The sequence below is a fragment of the Crassaminicella thermophila genome (genome assembly GCF_008152325.1).
GTDB lineage: Bacteria > Bacillota > Clostridia > Peptostreptococcales > Thermotaleaceae > Crassaminicella_A > Crassaminicella_A thermophila.
The window spans coordinates 1,842,258-1,859,967 of the sequence record NZ_CP042243.1; the positions used below are offsets into that span (position 1 = coordinate 1,842,258).

The window sequence follows — 17,710 nt, forward strand, 5'->3', positions numbered from 1 at the left end:
TCTTTTCCCTTATTTTAATTCTACAATGGTAACGCCTGTTCCTCCTTCTCCATAAGTTCCATCTCTAAAACTTTTTACGTGTTTATGCTTCTTTAATAACTTTTTTATGCCTTCTCTTAAAACTCCTGTACCTTTTCCATGAATCACCGTTACCTCATTAAGTCCTGCAATATATGCATCATCTAAATATTTATCCGTATTCATAAAAGCTTCTTCTAATGTTTGTCCTCTTAAGTCTATTGAATTCTTTATAGTTTCAGCTTTTCTTTTTAAAATCTTTCCTGTACCTGTTTTTTGAATTTTTTCCTTTTCTTCTTTGTCAAGTCGTAAATTCTTAATATTTACATTTACCTTCATAATTCCTACTTGTACAGTTAAATCTCCATTTGCATCAGGCTTTGTTATAACACTTCCCTTTTGATTTAAATTCAAAAGAAGCACTGTATCTCCAATCTTCAAGTTTTTTGGTGGTTTTGTATTTACTGCTAAATCCATAGGAATACCTAAACCATCTTCCATATTATTTAGTTTTCCTCTTAACTTTCTTCTAGCCTCTTCTATCTTTCTATTTCTTTCTTTTTCCTCCTGCTCTCTTGCTAAATCTCTTAATTCTTTTATAATCCTATCTGCTTCTTCCTTGGCATTTTTAAGAATTTTTCGTGCTTCTTCTCGTGCTTCTTTCATAAGCTTTTCTCTTTGTAATGCTAATTTCTCCTTCATTCTTTCATATTCATCTTTTTGCTTTTGTACAATTAGTTTTAATCTTACAGCTTCATCTCTTTCTTCTTCAGCAATTCTTCTGTCTTTCTCAATTTTTGTTAATATATCTTCAAAAGCAATATCCTCTCTAGAAATTAAATTTTTGGACTTATCTATAATATATTGATTAAGACCAAGTCTTTTGGATATTTCAAAAGCATTTGATTTTCCTGGAACACCAATCAAAAGTTTATAGGTAGGGCTAAGAGTTTCTACATTAAACTCTACAGATGCATTTTCTACGCCCTTCGTTGTCAAAGCAAACTGTTTTAATTCTGTATAATGTGTCGTAGCAATAGTTCTTACACCTAATTTATACAAATGATCTAAAATTGCAATTGCAAGAGCAGCTCCCTCAGTAGGATCTGTCCCAGCTCCAAGTTCATCTAATAATACAAGAGCATTTACTTTTATAGTATCTAGTATTTCAACAATATTGGTCATATGAGAAGAAAAAGTACTTAAGCTTTGTTCAATACTTTGCTCATCCCCAATATCTGCAAATACCTGTTCAAATACGGCTAACTCAGTTCCATAGTCAGCAGGAACATGAAGTCCACATTGAGCCATTAATGTAAGTAGTCCTACTGTTTTTAAAGTTACTGTTTTTCCACCTGTATTTGGACCTGTAATAACCAATGTTTTAAATTCATCTCCTATCCAAATATTTGTTGGGATAACAGTCTTTGGATCTAGCAAAGGATGTCTACCATTTTTAATACGAATATATCCATTCTTATTCATTTTTGGCTCTACAGCACGCATTTTTACAGCTAATTTTCCCTTTGCAAATATAAAATCTAACATAGCTAATATCTTTTGGTTCGATTTAATCTCTTGTACTTTCTCTCCAATTAAAGTTGTCAATTCCATTAAAATTCTTTCTATCTCAGCCTTTTCCTTCAATTTTAATTCTTTTAACTCATTGTTTAATTCTACAATAGCCATTGGCTCTATAAAAAGTGTAGCTCCACTAGACGATTGATCATGTACAAGCCCTGGAATATTCGACCTATATTCTTGCTTTACAGGTACTACATATCTATCCTGTCTTATTGTGATAATAGCATCCTGAAGAAACTTCTGATTTTTGCTTGAAGATATAATACTATTTAAACGATTTCGAATAGCTACATTCTTTGATTCAATGCTTCTTCGAATATTTTTTAATGTAGGACTGGCATTATCAGAAATTTCATCTTCTCCAACAATACATTCATTAATTCGATCTTCAATCCTCTTAAAAGTAAAAAGACTGCTTACATATCCTTCTACTATAGGAAATCTACTTTCTTCCTTTTTCTCTTTTATAAAATTTTTTAGTCTCCTTGCCGCTCTTAATGTATCAGAAACTTCAAGAAGCTGTCCTGGATAAAGAAATGTACCTATTTCAGCTCTCTTTAAATGATATGATAAATCATGAATTCCTCCTAAAGGAATATTTCCTCTCTGTATTATCATACTTGTTGCTTCATGAGTTTCTTGTTGCCAAGATACAATTTTTTCGTACTCTATAGAAGGTTCAATTTTTTCTGCTATTTCTTTCCCTAAGCTCGTTTCTACTTGCTCTATTAGTTTATCCTTAATTTTTTGAAATTCTAAAACCCTTAAAGTTCTTTCGTTCATTACAACTCTCCTTACTACTTGTTCTATTTACATAACTCCTCTAAAGAAATGTCCCTTAGTTATTCCTTCTTCTTTCATTTTATTTATAAAGCTTTTAATAGTTTTGCTTTCTATTCTTTTTCCTTTTAAAGTATTTTCTATAGCTTCTAGATATGCTTTTAAAGTATTTTTTACTTCCTCTTCATCTTCCAGCATAAATTGTATCCTAAAGTTTGTTATTTTTGAATCTATCAATTCTTTTATATGTTCAATAAGACAAAGTTTTTGCGCATTTAGTATCTGAATTTTGCAATTTTCATCGCTTATTATTGGAAAAACTATCCCTAATTGATCCTTTAATCCAAATTGTGTTTTTTTACAAGCTCCACAATGTTTTTTACCATCAGAAACGAATGTAGAAACAGGGCAGTATTTACTAATCATAAGTGGCAAACTGCCATGAATAATCACTTCACACAAAGTATCTGCCCTTTTAATAATCTCTCTTATCTGCTTTAGTGTAAGCTCTAAAGACAATGTAATTTCATCTACATTCATATCTTTTAAAAATTCAATAGCTCCATTATTAAATACGTTAAAAGAAAAATCTGTAACTATATTTAAATTTTTAAAATCTTTCATTATATTCAATACACCTAAATTTGAAGCTAATATACCATCCATATTAGTTAACATATTAATTTTTTTCTTAATACTCTTTAATTCTTCATCTTCAGTAATTCTTGAAAATGCTAAAAACAATGATTTATTATAAGTTTTTGCAATTTTTAATGCTTCTTCGATTGTTGAAAAATCACTATAATATATTCTATCTATGTCAAAATTCAGTACAGCTTTTAACTGCTTTATATTATTAACACTTACACTAATTCGTACATCTTTTGTCTTTTCTAACTTTTTATTATTAAATAAACTTTCCATTTTCTTTTGAAATCTTTCCAAATCAATTAGTTTTCTGTTATTATGATTTTGACGCAGTTTATTTAGTCTTTCTATAGCCTTTCTTCTTAATCCATTTATTTCTCCAATAGGAATAGCTACTGATTCATCTAATTCAATCTCTAATTTTTTTAACTGATATGGCGTTTTTCCAAGCTTTGAAATCTGTTCATAAATTCGTTCCTTCTTCGTTGCCGTTTTCAAAGCTTTTTGGACCACTATATCCCCTTTTTCATGAATATAATTTCCATCCTCATCCCATATGCATAATTCTATTTTACTTCCTAATTTACCTTTAAACTTACCATATAATGGAATGTTTTTATCTTTTCTCTCATAGCTTTCTTTTGCTTCTTTTAATAAAGCTACATCTGAAGTTTTATACACAAAACTATCTTTAAATACTGAATGCTTAAAGTTTATTTCAATCACTTCACCAGGATTTGCAGTATTTTTCTTTTGCCCTTTTTGAAATATATTTTCTACAATAGCACCTTTATGATTATCTTTAGACCATATTTCTAATCCGTCTCCCTTTGAAAGATAATCTTCTAGTTTGATTTTAACACGCTTTTTGTTTTTATCATAATCAATAACTTTTCCTATTTTTATTCCTCTATTACTAGGCTTTTCAAAACTCATAATGTTTTTTCCTACTTCTCCTAATATATAGCCTTTTGTAAATCTTCTGTTAAACATCTGTTTTACATCTTTTAAAGTTTTTGAATCTATTTGTGGTCTACTCTTATAAAGCATATATTGATCAATTGCTTTTCTATAAGCTTTTACAACAGTAGCAACATATTCTGGTCTTTTCATCCGTCCTTCTATCTTAAGGGATTTTATACCTGTATCTAAAATTTCATTTAAATTTTCTAATGTATTTAAATCTCTAGGACTTAATAAATAATCTCCTAAATTATTTTTTATTTTTTTTCCTCTATCCATATCTATTAAAGTATATTGTTTCCTGCAAGGCTGAGCACATCTTCCCCTATTTCCGCTTCGTCCTCCAATCATACTGCTCATAAGACATTGTCCAGAATAACTAATACAAAGCGCCCCATGAACAAATACTTCTATATCTAATTGGGTATTTTTTTTAACTTTAAAAATTTCCTCCTTTGACATTTCCCTAGCTAATACTACCCTTTTAAATCCCATTGCTTCTAAAAGCTTTACCCCTTCAAAATTATGTACAAACATTTGGGTACTAGCATGTAGTTCAAAATTTGGAAAATATTCTCTAATAAATTTTGCTACGCCCAAATCTTGTACGATTATGGCATCTACATCTATATTATATAAAAAAGCTAAATATTTTCCTAATTCCACCAACTCTTTATTCGATACCAAGGTATTCACTGTAACAAATACTTTAACCCCTCTTATATGACAATAGTTTACAGCTTCTATTAGCTCATCATCGTCAAAGTTTTTTGCGTATTGTCTCGCACTAAATAATTTTCCTCCTAAATAAACAGCATCCGCTCCATTTTGCACTGCAGCCTTTAAAGCTTCAAAGCTTCCAACAGGTGCTAATAACTCTATGCTCACTTATATCATCTCCTGTAAAAAATCCTATGCATTAAAAAAGTAGTAATATTATTATATCACTACTTTCATAATACCATTAAAAAGTTTTATATTTTACTTCTTTTCATCAAAGGTTTCAATAAAAGCATCTAGCTCTTTTCTAGCTTGCACATACTTAATCTGGCTTTCAAATATCTTATTTTGCAGCTCTTCATTTTCTCTTTTAATATTCTCTAATTCATCATCCTTTAAGTTTAATTCCGATTTTAATCTTTCAATTTCTTTCTTTAATTTTTCACATTCATCATTTGTTACGTGATTCTTTTTCTCTTCTTCAAGTTGTTCAATAGTTTTAATATATTCTATTTCTTTTTCCTTAAAAGCAGTAAGTGTTGCTGCTAACTGGCTTCTTGTTTGCTCTAGTTCTTCTAGTGGCTTCATTGCTTCTTTCTTAAAGTCTTCCATTTCTTGTTTAACTTTAAAATACTCATCAGCTATATTTAAAGACGTCAAAACCGCAACCATTGCAGTACTCAGCTTTTTACTTTTTTTGGCTATATCAATCATCTTATCATCAACATAATTGGCAACCTTTTGCATATATTCTCTAGATTCCTTGCCAACCATTGTATATTCCTGACCATATATTCTAACAATCACTTTTGTTTTTTCACTCATTAATATCTCTCCTCTTAAATGATTGGAGTTCTATATATGAATTCTTTAAAGATATTTAATTTCCTTCTTTTATCTCATAATAATTCATTTCACTTTTATATAATCTATTATATTATACAGCAGTAATGAAATAAATACTACAAAAGAAGGAAATATGATTTATTTTACCTAAAACATAATAACATGAACAATATAATTGCTATTAGAATAATATAAACCAGAAATAAGTGAAATTTTTGTTCGTTTATAAAAAGTTTCCATGTCAAAGGAGGAAACTATATGGATATTGTAAAAATATATCCGCAAGTAGAAGTAGCTCAAATTAGTTCCTATGAAAATAATAAAATATTTAATCTATGTAAATGCATGTACTTAGGGAAAAAAAATACAAATAATGTTTATCGAATACTTTTTAAATTTCCTGTTTCATCAATCCCAGATCAATGTTTAATATTAAAAGCTACACTAAAACTATATGTTCAGTATGCAGGCACACTAATGTCAAGTTCATTTACCCCTTATGCACTATCACAACCTTGGAACTTACAAACGGTTACATGGAATAATCAACCATCTTTTTATTCTACTTTATCAGGAGAAACAAAGCTTATAAAAAGAGTAGGTTTTCATTCTTTCAATATAACAGAGATGGTTACAAAGTGGTATAGACATGAAATCATAAACTATGGGTTGATTATAAAAAATAATGAATTACTAGATAAATCATATAAACAGATTAATACTGTTACAAATTCTAATTTAGCCCCTACAGCAGAAATAATCTACACCTCAAAATCTGAAGTAAGTATCGCTTCTACTCGCTTTGTTTCAAGCATTGAAGAAATAAATACAGACGGACCGTATAGTTTTTCATCTACTATTAATATGTCTCTTACTAAAACAGTCACATGCCATATTAAAAATTTAGGAAATTTCCCTGTAGAAGTGAAATATCAGATGAGTCCAAACGGTATTGATTTTGTTGATGATTGTCCAGAAACAAGAATAATACCAGGTAATGGAATGATTTGGTTTGTTCCTTACTCATTTGCAAAGTATGGACGAATTGCAGCAAGAAATGTAGACCCTACTAAAACATCAAGAATTAGAATATGGTATGAGGCACAAGAATGATAATTTAATAAATAAAAATAGAATAGGCACATACGTTCCTATTCTATTTTTATGAAAGCTTTTTTCATCATATTTAGTCCTTCAAAATCAATTTTATTAAAAATCTTTATGCTTCTAATAAACTCTCCAAAAGCTAAATTATAAAGCTCATGATTATAATAAAGCTTTGCTAATCTTAACAAAACTTCGTCATTTTCAATTAGATTTAATAATTGTAATGACTTTTCAAAATTTTCTGGAGATGTAGCCTCAATAAGAATATCTAACAATTCAAAAATAATATCTGCAAATTTTTTCGATTCTTCTTGATCTTCACTGATAGGATCACAGCTTTTTCCTTCTAATAAATTTTTCAAAGTATAATATATCTTTCTTCTGTTATTGTTTTCAGGATCTCTTACCATATTCAAAAGCTTAGTAGCATTATACATATTTCCACTTAATATTTCACATAATGCCATCTTATAAATAGCTTTTTCATAAAGCTCTCCCTTTATTATCCTTTCAAAATTATTGTATGCTTCTTCATAATTTTTCATAAAGAGCAAGCACATGCCTTTTTTATAAAAATATTTTAAAGAATACGTAATCATTTCTTCAGCTTTTAATATATATTCATAGGCTATTTTATACTTCCTTTGTGCAAAATATACATCTGAAAGAATCATATACTCCTTTTCATCTAAATTTTTCCCAAAAAAACCTTCTAATTTTTCTTTTATATCATTTATGTCTCTTTCCTCACTAAATAATATTTTTGCAATTGTATAAATAGGTGATGTAAATCTAGGATTTATCTGAAATGCCTTTTTGCAATAATGGTAAGCTTCATCATAATCTTTTAACTCATAATAAATTTTTGCTAAAGCATCATATGCCTTAAAGCTTCCTGCTCCTTCAATAAAATTTAGATGTATAGGAGATTCTCCCTTATCTAAGCATTTATTCAATTCCTTTATTGCTAGAGAAATTTTGTCTTGTTTTTTTAAAATTCTTGCTTTTAAAAACATTAAATCCGTAAAATCTATATAATGCTTAAGCCCTTCTTCTATGACTTCTAATCCTTTCTCATACCTCTCTAATCTTTCTAGTGTAGTAACAATCCTAAATAATAGCTTTGGACTATACTTTTCTTTTAATATAAATTTTTCAAAACCTTCTTTATAATATTTATAAGCTTTTTTATAGTCTCCATCCTCAAAATATTTATTACCCATATTATAATAAATTTCAGAGTTTACATTTTTATTTTTTATTCTTTTTATATCCTTAATCGGATCTTTCTGTTCAAATTTTTCAAATTCTATCTGAATCTTTGGCATATATATCCGATCATTATTATCTTTACTATAAAAAGCTACAAGAGAAGTACTATTTTCATCTAAAGCCTTTATCAACAATCCATTATTAGGATAAATCTTAGTATACCAATTATTAAAAAACTTTGTTATATCTATTTTTACATAAGTATTCATTTCTTCATTTATCGTAAAGGCTTGATGGAAAGTCTCATCTATCATTGGTTGATTTGAATAATTTACAGTATTCTCTTCAAACCCTTCTACTATTCTATAAATATGAAATATTTTTTTAAAGGATGGATTATCATTGCGAACAATATATAGAAGAAGTTCTACCTTATTTACCCTTCCTACTTCCTCTAAAACAGGCAAATCAAAGTACAGCAAACTTCTATAAATAGAATGATACTTATATTTCCCAACAAATAAAACATGATAATCTCCATAGTTTTCATATGGCATAGAACTATTAATTGCAGCATCTTTAAAAGGTCTTTGTTCTATTATTTTTATCATATTCATCCTCTCACTTTATTTTTTTTGTATATTATACGAATTAAACTTTTAGGTCGTGAATGAAATATGTTTATCTGAAATTTTTTTCATCATCTCTAATCCCTCTTGATCTATTTTATTAAACATTTTTATAGATCTTATAAACTCCTGATATGCAAGGTTATAATATCCATTATTATAGTAAAGCTTTGCAAGCCTTAATAAAACTTCATCATCATTGATAAGATTTAAAAGCTTTAATGATTTTTCAAATATTTCTGGTGTTGCTACTTTAATAAGAATATTTAATAATATAAATATTATATCTGCAAAAATTTTAGATTCCTCTTGATCATCACTAATGATTTCACAATCCTTGTCTCCTACCAAGTTTTTAAAGGATTTATAAACAGTATACATATACTCATTTTTATTTTTTTTTGTAATATGAAGTAACTTCTTAGCATTCTCAAAATTATTAGAAAGAATTTCACAAAGAATCATTTTATATATAGCCTCTTCATAATATTTTCCTTCTTTAATTTTTTCAAACCATTGATAGGCTTCTTGGTAATTCTTAAGATAAAGCTCACTCATTCCTATATAATAATATATGTTTTGATCTGTTTTCAAAATTTCTTGCCCCTTTAAAAAGTATTCAAGGGCAATATCATATTTCTCCATGCCAAAGAATATATCCCCAAGTTTGATATATGCTCCTGCATTTAGATTGTCGCCAAAAAATCTTTCTAATTTAGTCTTTACTACATTTATATCTTTTTCTTTTTTTATTAATATTTTAGCAATATTATAAAGGGGCATATGAAAAGTAGGCTTTGCCTTGATTGTTTCAATGTAATAATTGTAAGCTTCATCATAGTCCCCAAGTTCAGAATAAATTTCCCCTAGTGCATAATATGCTCTATAGCCACCTACATCATTAATATTATATTGTTCTAAAGGAGGCTCTCCCATCTCTATACACTTTTTAAATCCTTTAATCGCTAATGAATATTTTTTTTGTCGATGAAACAAACATGCTCTTAAATACTCTAAATCTGTAAATTTAGGATAATACTGAAGCCCATGATTTAACATTTTCAATTCTTCATCATACATATGCAATTCTTCTAAAGTAATAATCATCTTTAACAAAAGTTTTGGGCTATAAGCAAGATTTGGCATAAAATCTTTATATGCTCTTTTAAAACATGTAAGGGCTTCCTCAAATCTTCTCAATCTAAGATATTCATTCCCCATATTATACAAGTGAAAATTATTGTTAGGATCTTTTTCTAAAAGTTTCTTTAAAATTTTCATATTTCTACTTGGTTTATCCTTTTCAAGGGCAATACTTCTTAAATATCCATAATGATAAACTACTATTTTTTCTTTTCCAACTTTATTTTCTTTAATAGGATTTATGCTATTATATATTTGTTCGTGTATTGCACCCATGTATTTATATCCTTTATGATTTCTTATTAACCGAATATTTAAATTATTAACTGTTTCTAACCCTGGTGTATTGCCAACATAGCTTAGCGTTTGAAAAAGATATATATCTATATTAGGATTATTTAATAACGGAAGAACTTTGTCTTTATCAGAAGCACTTAACTCCTCATCCGCATCCATTGTTATAATCCAATCCCCTTTTGCTTGTTCTAATGCAAAATTTTTTGCATCACTAAAGTTATCATTCCACTGAAAATAAAATACTTTTGCTCCATAGCTTTTCGCTATTTTTACCGTATCATCAGTAGATCCTGTATCTACAACAATCATTTCATCCACAATATCCTTTACACTTTCAAGACATCTCGGAAGATTATTTTCTTCATTTTTTACAATCACACATAAACTTAACAGCAAGTCTATCCCCTCCTTCATATATGTAGCTATCGGATTTAATCCGATAGCTACATTAGCTTAGTTATGGGCATTAAAATAAACTGATGCAGTAGCTCCTCCAGAACCTGCTTGCAAGTATAATCTTGTATATTTGAGGAATTTTTCTGGAACTAACACAACCGTAGAATTAGCAGTCATGACTGCACTAGTTGCATCATTTATAAAATAGCTATCTGCAGTAGTTGGAGATATTTGTATATTTACAGTAGCTGCTCCTGATGAAGCTATATAGTATGAATACATATTTTTTTCAGAAGTATCTATACTTAAAACTGTCGTTGATGCATCTGCACCTAAAACTACTACACTAGATGATTCTGTAAAGTCATTGCTAACAATTTTTACATCTACTGTGTCTGTAATTTTTTGTACATCTGCTACATAGTTTACTGTTGCTACCGTGTCTACTAAGTCTACTGAACTTACATTTGTTACTTCATTTACTGTTGCTACTGTGTCTACTAAGTCTACTGAACTTACATTATTTACGGTGTCTACTGTAGCTATATAATTAATTGTATTAATTGTATCTAAGCTACCAATTAGTATTTTACCACTAGCATCTAGTGCTATAGCCCTTGTTGTCCCACTATCATCCCCATATATCTTTGTTTTTAACTGATCAGCAACATTATTAAATACAATATTATTAGGCATTCTTTTCCTCCTCCCTTGATACCATCTAAGATTAGAAGTTGTCTACCTAATCCTAGTTTATATTATGTAAACAAATTGTAAGTGTGACAAAACTAAGTAGCAAAAATATACTGTATTAGAAGAAAAAACTTTAGCTCAATATGGTTCTAGGAGGAGATATAGTAATGAAAGGCATCATCTTAGCAGGAGGGACTGGGTCAAGGCTTTATCCCTTAACAAAAGTTACCAATAAGCATTTACTTCCAGTAGGAAAATATCCTATGATTCATCATTTAGTAGCTAAAATGAAGCAAGCAAGCATAAAAGACATTATGGTCATTTCTGGAAAAGAACATATGGGATCAGTCGTAAGTTTATTGGGCAGCGGCTATGAATATGGAGTAAATTTCACCTTCCGAATACAAGATCAACCTGGAGGAATCGCTCAAGCTTTAGGTTTATGTGAATCGTTTGTTAAAAATGATAAATGTATTGTAATCCTTGGTGACAATATTTTTGAAGATAATATCAATCAATATGTTAAAAACTTTGAAAAGCAAGAGAAAGGAGCAAAAATATTAATCAAACAAGTGAAAGATCCTACAAGATATGGCATTGCTGAACTTAAAAATAATAAAATAATAAATATTGAAGAAAAACCGAAAAAACCTAAAAGCACTTATTGCGTTACAGGCATCTATATGTATGATCCTAGAGTATTTGATATTATTAAAACCTTAAAACCTTCTAACAGAGGTGAACTTGAAATTACGGATGTTAATAATTGGTATATACAGGATGGTTCTCTCACCTATGATATCTTAAATGGATGGTGGACTGATGCAGGAACTTTTCATTCTTTACTTGATGCAAATATATTGGCCAAAGATATAGATTTAGAGCATATATTGAGTAGAGATTATAAAAATAGGCAGGTGAAATTTCTATGAAAGTGTTGATTACAGGAGGAAATGGTCAGCTTGGAAGTACAATAAAAGAAATGCTTAGAGAAAAAAAATGTTCATTAGGCAAAATTGATAAAACTTACTTTCATTGTAAAGTAATTGCTGAAGGTAAATATACATTAAATATAACTTCCTTAGAAAATGTTAAAAATTATTTTATAAAATCCAAACCACATATAGTTATAAATACAGCAGCCTATACAAATGTAGATGGATGTGAATCAAACATAGATTTAGCTTATAAAGTAAATGCTTTAGGTCCTAGAAACTTGGCAATAGCATGTGAAACAATAAATGCAAAGCTCATTCATATCTCTACAGATTATGTTTTTGATGGAAAAAGCAAACTTCCTTATAAAGAATTTGATTTACCTAACCCCATAAATATTTATGGAAAATCAAAATACTTAGGAGAAGAATATGTAAAACAATTTTGTTCTAGGTATTTTATTGTTCGAACAAGTTGGCTTTATGGACAAATTGGAAAAAATTTTGTAAAAACAATACTAAAAACTTCAAAAGAAAAAAAATATCTTGAGATTATAGAGGATCAGACAGGAAATCCAACCAACGCACAAGATCTAGCCTATCATATTTTGAAATTAGCATTAACAGATGAATATGGTATTTATCATTGTACAGGTAATGGTCAATGTAGCTGGTATGAATTTGCAAAAGCGATTATTCAGTATGCTAATATAGATTGTAAGATTAATCCAATTTCTTCTTATGCATATAAACCTATTGCCAAAAGACCATCCTACTCATCACTAGATCACATGATGCTAAGAAATACCATTGGAGATGCAATGAGATATTGGCAAGATGCATTAAAAGATTTTTTAAATACTCTTTCTTGATAGGAGGTTGCTATGAAAATTTATTTAGTTACAGGTGGCGCAGGATTTATTGGTTCAAATTTTATAAAATATATGTTTAAAAAATATAAACATATTAAAATAATCAATGTAGATAAATTGACTTATGCGGGAAATCTTGAGAATCTAAAAGAAGTAAAAAACCACCCTCATTACAAATTTATAAAAGCTGATATATGTGATAAAAAAGCAATTGAAAATATATTTAAAGCAAATGATATAGACTATGTTATAAATTTTGCAGCAGAATCCCATGTAGATCGAAGCATTAAAGATCCTTCCATTTTTGCTAAAACAAATGTATTAGGAACTGTAAATTTATTAAATTGTGCGAAAGCTGCATGGGAAACAAATAATGGATTTAAACTAGGAAAAAAGTTTTTACAGGTATCCACAGATGAAGTATATGGTTCATTAGAAAATACAGGATATTTTACAGAAACTTCACCCCTAGACCCTCACAGTCCTTATGCTTCCAGTAAAGCATCAGCTGATCTAATGATAAAAGCATATTTTGATACCTATAAAATGCCTGTAAATGTCACAAGATGTTCCAACAACTATGGCCCTTATCAATTTCCAGAAAAGCTCATTCCCCTTATGATTTATAATTGTTTAAATAAAAAGATTTTACCTGTTTATGGTGATGGATTAAATATTAGAGATTGGCTTTATGTAATAGATCACTGCAAAGCTATAGATCTGGTTATTGAAAATGGCAAACTGGGTGAAATCTATAATATTGGCGGACACAACGAAAGAACAAATATCTATATTGTAAAAACAATCATTCAATATATCAAGAAAAATGTTGATCCTACTATAACAGAAAACCTTATAAAATTTGTAGAAGATCGAAAAGGTCATGACAGAAGGTATGCCATAGATCCTACAAAGATAAGAAATGAACTAGGCTGGAAGCCTAAAACAAGTTTTGAAGAAGGTATTAAAAAAACAATTCAATGGTATTTAGAAAATAATACTTGGCTTGATAATATAACTAGTAAAGAATATCAAGATGCCTACAATAAAATGTATGGAAATTAGGTGAAAAAATGAATAAATTTCAATTTATTGAAACCCCTATCAAAGGATTATACATTATCGAACAAAATGTGTTTGAAGACAAAAGAGGCTATTTTTTAGAAACTTACAATTACAAAGATTTTAAAAAAGCAGGACTAAATATGGTCTTTGTTCAGGATAATCAATCAAAATCAAAAAAAGGAGTTCTTAGAGGACTTCATTTTCAAAGAAAATATCCTCAAGGAAAATTAGTAAGAGTAATAAAAGGCGAAGTTTTTGATGTAGCAGTAGATCTGCGAAAAAAATCTAATACTTTTGGGAAATGGTATGGATGTATTTTAAATGAGAAAAATAAAAGACAGTTTTATATCCCAGAAGGTTTTGCCCATGGATTCTTGGTCCTTTCATCTGAAGCAGAATTTCTATATAAATGTAGCAACTTTTATCATCCTGAAGATGAATATGGTATTATTTGGAACGATTCAGATATAAACATTAACTGGCCACTTGATTACATTCATGAAATTATATTATCTGATAAAGACAAGTGTTGGATAAGTTTTAAAGAATACAAAAACCTTATAATAAGGAATGATGCTCAATGAAAACAAGTATTGTTATATTAACTTATAATCAATTGTATTATACAAAACTTTGTATAGATAGCATTCGAAAATACACAGATAAAGATACTTATGAAATTATTGTAGTAGACAATCATTCTACTGATGGAACTGTCCAGTGGCTTAAAGATCAAGAAGATATTCAAACTATATTTAACAAAGAAAATTTAGGATTTCCTAAAGGTTGTAATCAAGGAATAAAAGTATCCCAAGGTGATAGCATACTGCTTCTAAATAATGATGTAATTGTTACCCCAAATTGGCTTTCTAATTTAACTACATGTCTATATAGCTCTAATGATATTGGCGCTGTAGGAGCTGTTACAAATAATTGTTCTTATTATCAAACAATAAATGCTTCATATAAAAATATTGAAGAAATGATAGCCTTTGCAAAAAAAAATAATGTTTCTAATAAAGATGCTTGGGAAGAAAGATTAAAATTAATCGGATTTTGTATGCTTATCAAAAAAGAAGTAATAGAAAAAGTAGGTCTATTAGATGAGAGATTCTCCCCTGGAAATTTTGAAGATGATGATTATTCTTTCAGAACTAGAAAAGCTGGATATCGATTAATGCTTTGTAAAGATGTTTTTATCCATCATTTTGGCAGTACTTCTTGGAAAGAAAATCTAAATAACTTTACTGAACTTTTAAACAAAAACAAACAAATTTTTCAGGATAAGTGGGGTTTTGATGCCACATATTTCTCATTTATTAGAAATGAAATCATTGATTTAATTGATAAACCAAAATATCAAAATATTAATGTTTTAGAAATAGGTTGTGCTTGTGGTGCTACTTTGCTTCAAATAAAAAATATTTATAAAAATGCTAATCTATATGGAATAGAATTAAACGAAAAAGCTGCAGAGATTGCTAATACTTTTGCAAATATTGTAGTGGGAAATGTTGAAAATTATAATTTTCATTATGAAGAAGAATATTTTGACTATATTATATTTGCAGATGTACTCGAACATTTATATAATCCATGGAACGTATTAAAAAATATAAGAAAATATCTTAAAAAGGATGGAATCATTTTAGCAAGTATCCCTAATATCATGCACTATAGTATTATTAAAAATTTATTAAATGGAAATTGGAGATATGAAAATAGTGGACTTCTAGATAAAACACATATTAGATTTTTTACTTTAAATGAAATAAATAACATGTTTGCTACCGCAAATTATAAAATCGAAACAATTACTGGATCTATTCTACAACAGAGTGAACATGATATGAAATTCATCAATTCGTTAAATACAATAACAGGAAAAGACATGACTGAGCAATACGAATTTTATCAATATTTTGTAAAGGCTAAAAAAATAGAAGATGATATACGTAAAAATACACAGAAAGAAAATATATCACACAAAACAAAAATGAATTTTGTCACATTATTTCCGGAAACTGAAAACGTTCATTTAACAAAAGATGTTGGAATAATCCCTTTTATTATGGGTAAATATTATAATTATAATGCTAAAATAGCGTGTTATAAAAATGGTTCTTATCCATATCTTTACAAGGAAGTACAAGGATTAAAAGTAGAATTCATTGAAAAAATAACTGGGAACCCCCTTGAAGATGGGCAAAATTATTTAATAAAAAATGCTAAATCCATAGATATTTTACATTTGTTTCATTTAACAACAAGAACCTTACTATGGATAGACACCTATAAAACTTTAAATCCTAATGGAAAAATTTATTTAAAGCTTGATGCTAATATAAATATAACCAATCATAAACTTAATCATTCTGTTTTTAATATTTTGAAAAAATGTGACTTAATAAGTGTAGAAACTAAGTATTTATATGAATATATGAATAGAGAATGGCCAGTAAGGGTTGAATATATACCAAATGGATTTTATGATTTCACAAAACATAAAAGTGTTGACTATTCAGAAAAAGAAAATATAATCATTACCGTTGGAAGGATAGGCTTAGATGTTAAAGCCAATGAAATTCTTATGGAAGCTTTTAGATTAGTCGCTCATAAACTCCAAAATTGGAAACTAAAAATGATTGGCCCAATACAAGATAGCTTTAAAATTTATGTAAATAATTTTTTCGAAAAAAATCCTGATTTAAGAGATAAGATCATTTTTACAGGCGAAATATCAGATAAAAACATCTTAGAAAATGAATATAGAAAAGCAAAAATATTTTGTCTAACTTCTAGGATTGAAAGTTTTGGATTGGTTTATGTAGAAGCCGCAAAAAATGGATGTTTTATTATTTCATCAAATATACTTCCAGCAATGGATGTAACAAACAATAAAAAATTTGGAGATCTATTTGAAGTAGATGATATAAATCATTTATCAGAACTATTAGTAAAATACTCAAATCAAGAAAAACATCTTAAAAAAAATTGTAAAACAATACAAAAATTTGCATATGATCATTTTAGATGGGAAGATATATGTAAAAATATTTATCACTACTTGACAAGTAATGTAGAATTACTTGAAAAACAAAATGTTTTAAGTCAAGATGATATTCAATTTAATAAAGTTAAAGAAATTATTTTAAATGGTTTAAAAAGCAATAATCCTTATGATCAGGTATTCATAAATAGGCTTTATTATAATTCAGAAGCACTAAAATTATCTTTTTGGAAGAATCATTTTGAACTAGAAGCTTTAAATTATTATAAAGAAATTAATGGTAAGATATTAGACTTTGGATGTGGTTCTGGTCACTTGGATATATATGCAGCAAGATTAGGAAAAACAATACATGGAATTGATTTAAGTCCAATTGCTATTGAAATTGCTAACTATTTGAAAAGCTGTGAACCGACATCTATTCAAAAAAATTTGACATTTTCATTAGAAGATGTAATGCAAGAAGCACAAACAAATATTAAGTATGATTCTGTATGGGCATCTCATGTTTTTGAACATATAAAAAAACCCAAGAAAATAATAATTGGTCTTCGAAAAAAAGTAAAGGAGAAAGCTTTTATGTTAGTTTCCGTTCCCCTTGGATATGCATACGATGATCCAGATCATGTAAATCATTTTATGAATGAAATTGAATTAAAGCGTTATTTTGAAAAATTTATAGCAGTTATACGAATGGATACAGATTATAAAAATAAAGTTATACATGCTTTATTGCGATTCTAAAAAATTGTATAAGTAATAATGCTTCATCATCTTTCAGTTTAAAATTAC

General features: G+C 28.3%; 12 protein-coding genes. 6 read left to right on the plus strand and 6 right to left on the minus strand.

Annotated features, from left to right (window positions below):
• Positions 1-9: 9 nt before the first annotated feature.
• The 3 genes from FQB35_RS09165 to zapA all read right to left on the minus strand — a co-directional run bounded on the left by FQB35_RS09165 (position 10) and on the right by zapA (position 5,538).
• Entirely contained in the window at positions 10-2,385 is a 2,376-nt protein-coding gene (locus FQB35_RS09165) for an endonuclease MutS2 (protein ID WP_148809638.1), read from the minus strand.
• Positions 2,386-2,412: 27 nt separating this feature from the next.
• Complete coding sequence (locus FQB35_RS09170) at positions 2,413-4,881, minus strand: DUF3656 domain-containing U32 family peptidase (protein WP_148809639.1); 2,469 nt, start codon at positions 4,879-4,881, stop codon at positions 2,413-2,415.
• Positions 4,882-4,974: 93 nt separating this feature from the next.
• Positions 4,975-5,538: a cell division protein ZapA gene (gene zapA / locus FQB35_RS09175; RefSeq protein ID WP_148809640.1), complete on the minus strand. Its 564-nt coding sequence runs from the start codon at positions 5,536-5,538 to the stop codon at positions 4,975-4,977.
• A gap of 279 nt (positions 5,539-5,817) precedes the next feature.
• Here zapA and FQB35_RS09180 point away from each other — a divergent pair, with 279 nt between their 5' ends.
• Positions 5,818-6,672, plus strand: a complete 855-nt coding sequence (locus FQB35_RS09180; protein ID WP_148809641.1) for a DNRLRE domain-containing protein — start codon at positions 5,818-5,820, stop codon at positions 6,670-6,672.
• 38 nt (positions 6,673-6,710) lie between these two features.
• On the opposite strand, the gene FQB35_RS09185 is transcribed toward FQB35_RS09180, so the two are convergent.
• The 3 genes from FQB35_RS09185 to FQB35_RS09195 are packed head-to-tail and all read right to left on the minus strand — an operon-like array spanning position 6,711 to position 11,039.
• Positions 6,711-8,489 carry a DNRLRE domain-containing protein gene (locus FQB35_RS09185; RefSeq protein WP_168198298.1) on the minus strand — a complete coding sequence of 593 codons (1,779 nt, stop codon included), beginning with the start codon at positions 8,487-8,489 and terminating at the stop codon, positions 6,711-6,713.
• Positions 8,490-8,537: 48 nt separating this feature from the next.
• Positions 8,538-10,343 carry a TPR domain-containing glycosyltransferase gene (locus FQB35_RS09190; RefSeq protein WP_168198299.1) on the minus strand — a complete coding sequence of 602 codons (1,806 nt, stop codon included), beginning with the start codon at positions 10,341-10,343 and terminating at the stop codon, positions 8,538-8,540.
• Positions 10,344-10,400: 57 nt separating this feature from the next.
• Positions 10,401-11,039 (minus strand): DUF6385 domain-containing protein, encoded by a 639-nt coding sequence (locus FQB35_RS09195; protein WP_148809644.1) that lies wholly within the window; start codon positions 11,037-11,039, stop codon positions 10,401-10,403.
• 164 nt (positions 11,040-11,203) lie between these two features.
• On the opposite strand from FQB35_RS09195, the gene FQB35_RS09200 reads away from it, so the two are divergent.
• Genes FQB35_RS09200 through FQB35_RS09220 form a run of 5 tightly spaced genes read left to right on the plus strand, consistent with a single transcriptional unit; the run spans position 11,204 to position 17,662 of the window.
• Positions 11,204-11,968 carry a sugar phosphate nucleotidyltransferase gene (locus FQB35_RS09200; RefSeq protein WP_148809645.1) on the plus strand — a complete coding sequence of 255 codons (765 nt, stop codon included), beginning with the start codon at positions 11,204-11,206 and terminating at the stop codon, positions 11,966-11,968.
• On the plus strand, positions 11,965-12,843 hold the full coding sequence (rfbD, locus tag FQB35_RS09205; protein ID WP_148809646.1) for a dTDP-4-dehydrorhamnose reductase: 879 nt from the start codon (positions 11,965-11,967) through the stop codon (positions 12,841-12,843). The genes FQB35_RS09200 and rfbD overlap by 4 nt, the downstream gene beginning before the upstream one ends.
• Positions 12,844-12,855: 12 nt before the next feature.
• A complete protein-coding gene (gene rfbB, locus FQB35_RS09210) occupies positions 12,856-13,908 on the plus strand; it encodes a dTDP-glucose 4,6-dehydratase (protein ID WP_148809647.1) in 1,053 nt (350 codons plus the stop codon).
• An 8-nt stretch (positions 13,909-13,916) separates the two neighbouring features.
• Complete coding sequence (rfbC, locus tag FQB35_RS09215) at positions 13,917-14,492, plus strand: dTDP-4-dehydrorhamnose 3,5-epimerase (RefSeq protein WP_148809648.1); 576 nt, start codon at positions 13,917-13,919, stop codon at positions 14,490-14,492.
• The gene (locus FQB35_RS09220) at positions 14,489-17,662 is read left to right on the plus strand and encodes a methyltransferase domain-containing protein (protein ID WP_148809649.1); all 3,174 of its coding nucleotides are present in this window, start codon (positions 14,489-14,491) and stop codon (positions 17,660-17,662) included. Before rfbC ends, FQB35_RS09220 begins: the two co-directional genes overlap by 4 nt.
• The last annotated feature ends 48 nt before the right edge of the window (positions 17,663-17,710 follow it).

Coding starts and splice junctions, on each gene's coding strand:
- FQB35_RS09220 (WP_148809649.1), top strand. CDS start 14,489: ATGAAAACAAGTATTGTTATATTAACTTATAATCAATTGTATTATACA.
- rfbD (WP_148809646.1), top strand. CDS start 11,965: ATGAAAGTGTTGATTACAGGAGGAAATGGTCAGCTTGGAAGTACAATA.
- FQB35_RS09200 (WP_148809645.1), top strand. CDS start 11,204: ATGAAAGGCATCATCTTAGCAGGAGGGACTGGGTCAAGGCTTTATCCC.
- rfbC (WP_148809648.1), top strand. CDS start 13,917: ATGAATAAATTTCAATTTATTGAAACCCCTATCAAAGGATTATACATT.
- FQB35_RS09180 (WP_148809641.1), top strand. CDS start 5,818: ATGGATATTGTAAAAATATATCCGCAAGTAGAAGTAGCTCAAATTAGT.
- FQB35_RS09185 (WP_168198298.1), bottom strand. CDS start 8,489: ATGATAAAAATAATAGAACAAAGACCTTTTAAAGATGCTGCAATTAAT.
- zapA (WP_148809640.1), bottom strand. CDS start 5,538: ATGAGTGAAAAAACAAAAGTGATTGTTAGAATATATGGTCAGGAATAT.
- FQB35_RS09195 (WP_148809644.1), bottom strand. CDS start 11,039: ATGCCTAATAATATTGTATTTAATAATGTTGCTGATCAGTTAAAAACA.
- rfbB (WP_148809647.1), top strand. CDS start 12,856: ATGAAAATTTATTTAGTTACAGGTGGCGCAGGATTTATTGGTTCAAAT.
- FQB35_RS09165 (WP_148809638.1), bottom strand. CDS start 2,385: ATGAACGAAAGAACTTTAAGGGTTTTAGAATTTCAAAAAATTAAGGAT.